Consider the following 4,070-nt stretch of genomic DNA (forward strand, 5'->3'; position numbering starts at 1 on the left):
AAGGCTATTTAGGTGAGGCCCGGGGACACTGGGCACACCGACACCCCAGTCAACGAGCCGACCCCCGCTCGTGTTCCGTGCGGCCCGGTGTCGGCGGTCACACCGTCGTCGGCACTGTGGCCCGCCGGGCCCGCACGGCCGAGGCGAGGTGGTCGAGCACCTCGGCGGTGTCGTCCCAGCCGAGGCAGGCGTCGGTGACCGACCGGCCGTACTCCAGCTGCCGGGTCGGGTCGAGCTCCTGTCGGCCGGGCAGCAGGAACGACTCCAGCATCACGCCGGTGATCCCACGCTGGCCGGCGGTGAGTTGCGCTGCCACGTCCGCGGCCACCAGCGGCTGGTTGCGGTGATCCTTGCCGCTGTTGGCGTGACTGGCGTCGATCACCAGCCGCTCCGGCAGGTCGGCGGCGCGGAGCAGATCGAGCGCCCCGGCGACCGACGCGGCGTCGTAGTTCGGCCGGCCGCCCCCGCCGCGCAGCACCAGGTGCCCGTCGGTGTTGCCCCGGGTGTGCATGATCGCCGGGGTGCCGGAGAAGTCGATGCCGGGGAAGACGTGCGGAACCCCGGCGGCGCGGATCGCGTCCACCGCCGTGCCGATGCTGCCGTCCGGGCGGTTCTTCATGCCGATCGGCATGGACAGACCGGAAGCCAGCTGCCGGTGCACCTGGCTCTCCACGGTACGGGCGCCGATCGCGCCCCAGGCCACCGTGTCCGCGATGTACTGCGGGGTGATCGGGTCGAGGAACTCGCAACCCACCGGCAGGCCGAGACGCAGCACGTCGAGCAGGAGCGCCCGCGCCAACCGCAGCCCGGTGTTGACGTCCCCGCTGCCGTCCAGCCCCGGGTCGTTGATCAGGCCCTTCCAGCCGACCGTGGAGCGTGGCTTCTCGAAGTAGACCCGCATGACGATCAGCAGGTCGTCGGCCAGCCGGTCGGCCGCCGTCCGCAGCCGCTGCGCGTAGTCGAGGGCGGCGGCCGGGTCATGCACCGAGCAGGGACCGACCACCACCAGCAGGCGGTCGTCCTCGCGGTCCAGCACGCGCCCCACCGCACGGCGGCCGTTCAGTACGGCCGACGCGAGCGGGGGATCAAGGGGTAACTCGTGGTGCAGCAGGGCGGGCGTGGTCAGCGGCACGACACGGTCGATCCGCTGATCGCTGACCCGATCGGTCTCCGGGGTCGTCACGGTGGGCATCCTTCCGCCGACCGTGCCCGGGGCCGGTGCCCGGGACGAGCCGGCTGCTCGTACGCAAAAGGGCAGGAACGACAGCTCCTGCCCAGCCGGCTCGGTCCGTGGTGACGTCAGTTCATGGTGAAGTCACCGGCGTGCGAGCCGGCTGCCTAAACCATCGATAGGAACGCGTCACCGGGCCAGCGTACCCGACCGGACGCGGTCACCCGGCCCGTCGTCCCAAGATGCGGAGCGAACATCGCGTGCCAGGGATGCGGTCGGGGTAACAGGGGTCCCATGACACACGAACAGAGCGATCAGGACCGGGTGGAGTCCCGGGCACACCACCTCCTGCCCGAGGAGACGGCGGTGGGCAGCGACGACCCGGAGGCGCAGGCGGAAGCCATCCTCACCGAGTCGGACATCCGCACGGCGGACCAGAACGCCGCCCCGGACACGGTGCTGGAACGTCGTACGTCGGATCAGACCGTTGTCGCTGTCGAACCGCCGGACTGAGCGGTCGCCCCGCGCGCCCGGCGCGACCCCCGGTAGGTCTGGTCGCGCAGCCAGGCCAGCGGACCTGCCAGCCGCAGTTCGGCTGGCAGGTTGCGCGTCGGGTCGAACGCGAGCGCCGCGTCCTGCTCGGCGCTGAGCTGGGCACCGAGGCTGACCTGCCCGACCAGCCGCCACGGCCCCACCGCCGACGCGACCGCGAGCACCAGGCGCGGGGTGTCCGTCCGCGTCGCGGCGGCCACCGTGGCCAGGCTGCGGCCCAGGTCGGCCGCGTCCGGGTCGGCCAACGCGGCCAGCCAGAGGCGTCGCCGACCTGCGCGGAACCACGTGATCGTGCTGTACGTGCCGGTGAAGCGGCGGCGGGGCAGCGGCAGGTTCCGCAGCACCGGGGCCGCGCCGCTGGAGCTGACCAACAGGTCGAACGGCCGGCCGTCGTCGCGGTGCAGGCGCACCGCGAGGCCCAGCACGTCCGGCCAACTGCCCGGCGTGGGTGTGCCCTTGGAGAGCCGGACGGTGGTCCGGTACCGGCCGGGGTCGTCGAGCAGAGCGACCCCGGTGGGGGGTCCCGGCGTACCCCAGATCACCGTCTCGCCGACGAACGAGCGACCGGCCGGATGCAGCAGCCGGCCGCGGCGCAGCCGGCCGAGTGCGGTGCTGGCGCGTTCGACGGCGGTGGCGGCCCGGGACGGGAGCGGGGTGACGGTCATTCCCCTCCGGTACCCCGCGCGGCCGCACCGATGCCGCCCGGGTCGGCTCGCCGACCGACAGCGCGTCACCTTTCCGCCCCCGAGATCAGATAGCGTCGGGGCATGCCCGACAGCGGTTACCCCTGGCCCATTCAGACGTCCCGACTGGACAACGGCCTGCGCGTGGTGGTGAGTGAGGATCGCACCGCGCCCGCCGTGGCCGTCAACCTCTGGTACGACGTCGGCTCCCGGCACGAGCCGGCCGGGCAGACCGGTTTCGCCCACCTCTTCGAGCACCTGATGTTCGAAGGCTCGGTGAACGTGGCGAAGACCGAGCACATGAAGCTGATCCAGGGCTCCGGCGGCTCACTCAACGCCACCACCAACCCGGACCGGACCAACTACTTCGAGACGGTCCCGGCCGAGCACCTGGAGCTGGCGCTCTGGTTGGAAGCCGACCGGATGGGCGGGCTGGTCCCCGCCCTCACCCAGGAGACGCTGGACAACCAGCGGGACGTGGTGAAGAACGAGCGCCGGCAGCGCTACGAGAACGTGCCGTACGGGGACGCCTGGTTGCGACTGCTGCCGATGCTCTACCCGCCGGGGCACCCCTACCACCACGCCACGATCGGCTCGATGGCCGACCTGAACGCCGCCGACCTCGCCACCTTCCAGGCGTTCCATCAGACCTACTACGCGCCGAACAACGCGGTGCTCACCGTGGTCGGCGACGCCACCGCCACCGACGTGTTCGCGCTCGCCGACAAGTACTTCGGCGCGCTGCCCGCCCGCGACGACATCCCGCCCGCACCGGACGGCCGCAGCGTCCCCGCCACCGGGCAGACGGCCGTCGAGTCGGTCAGCGCCGACGTGCCGGCGCCGCGGGTGTACATCGCCCACCGCAGCTACCCGTTCGGCAGCCCGGGGTACGACGTGATCACCGTGCTCGCCACGGTCCTCGGCAGCGGCCGGGGCAGCCGGCTCTACCAGCGCCTCGCCGACGGCGAGCGGATCGCGCAGCCGGACCTGGTCGGGGCGTACGGGGTGGACCTCGCGCACGGCCCGGCACCACTGATCGCCACCGCCACCGCCCGTCCCGGAGTGAGCGCCGAGCGGCTGGCCGAAGGGCTGGCCGAGGTCGTCGACGAGCTGGCCACCGTGCCGGTCACCGCCGCCGAACTGGACCGGGCCAAGGCGTTGCTCAGCACCGGCTGGTGGCGTCAGCTGTCCACCGTCGACGGCCGCGCCGACCTGCTCGGCCGGTACGCCACGCAGTTCGGTGACCCGGCCCGCGTCGCCGACCACCTGCCGGCGCTGCTCGCGGTCACCGCCGAGCAGATCGCCGAGGCCGCCGCCGACGTGCTCGCCACCGACCGGGTGACCTTGACCTACCTGCCCGAGGAGACCTCATGACGCTGATCGCCGACCGTCCCGGCCCGGGTGCCGCCCGCCCGTACCGGTTCCCGCCGGTGGTCCGCCGCGCCGTGGCCGGTGGTCAGGTCGTCGCCGCGCACCTGCCGGGGCAGAACCTCGCCGTGGCCCTGCTGCTGCTCGACGTGGGCGCGGGCCAGGAGCCGGTCGGCAAGGAGGGCCTGTCCGGTGTGCTGGCCAAGGCGTTGGAGGAGGGGACCGCGCAGCGGGACGCCGCCGCGTACGCCCTCGCCGTCGAAGGGCTCGGCACCGCCTTGTCGACCGGCCTGGAC

4 protein-coding genes and 1 pseudogene are annotated in these 4,070 nt (G+C 73.1%); 3 read left to right on the top strand and 2 right to left on the bottom strand.

Features of this window, described 5'->3' with window-relative positions; genetic code table 11:
• Window positions 1-97: 97 nt before the first annotated feature.
• Window positions 98-1,192: a 3-deoxy-7-phosphoheptulonate synthase gene (locus KBX53_RS24840; protein WP_030333345.1), complete on the bottom strand. Its 1,095-nt coding sequence runs from the start codon at window positions 1,190-1,192 to the stop codon at window positions 98-100.
• A 273-nt stretch (window positions 1,193-1,465) separates the two neighbouring features.
• Here KBX53_RS24840 and KBX53_RS24845 point away from each other — a divergent pair, with 273 nt between their 5' ends.
• Window positions 1,466-1,684: a hypothetical protein gene (locus KBX53_RS24845; RefSeq protein ID WP_030333347.1), complete on the top strand. Its 219-nt coding sequence runs from the start codon at window positions 1,466-1,468 to the stop codon at window positions 1,682-1,684.
• On the opposite strand, the gene KBX53_RS24850 is transcribed toward KBX53_RS24845, so the two are convergent.
• Window positions 1,651-2,388, bottom strand: a complete 738-nt coding sequence (locus KBX53_RS24850) for a hypothetical protein (RefSeq protein ID WP_030333349.1) — start codon at window positions 2,386-2,388, stop codon at window positions 1,651-1,653. The genes KBX53_RS24845 and KBX53_RS24850 overlap by 34 nt on opposite strands.
• A gap of 102 nt (window positions 2,389-2,490) precedes the next feature.
• Between KBX53_RS24850 and KBX53_RS24855 the strand changes: the two genes are divergently transcribed.
• Window positions 2,491-3,780, top strand: a complete 1,290-nt coding sequence (locus tag KBX53_RS24855; RefSeq protein ID WP_030333351.1) for a pitrilysin family protein — start codon at window positions 2,491-2,493, stop codon at window positions 3,778-3,780.
• Window positions 3,777-4,070, top strand: a pseudogene (locus KBX53_RS24860) (insulinase family protein); the annotation flags it as partial. The gene KBX53_RS24855 and the pseudogene KBX53_RS24860, both read left to right, overlap by 4 nt.

The sequence above is a fragment of the Micromonospora sp. M51 genome (assembly GCF_018070305.1).
In the GTDB taxonomy this organism is placed as follows: domain Bacteria; phylum Actinomycetota; class Actinomycetes; order Mycobacteriales; family Micromonosporaceae; genus Micromonospora; species Micromonospora parva.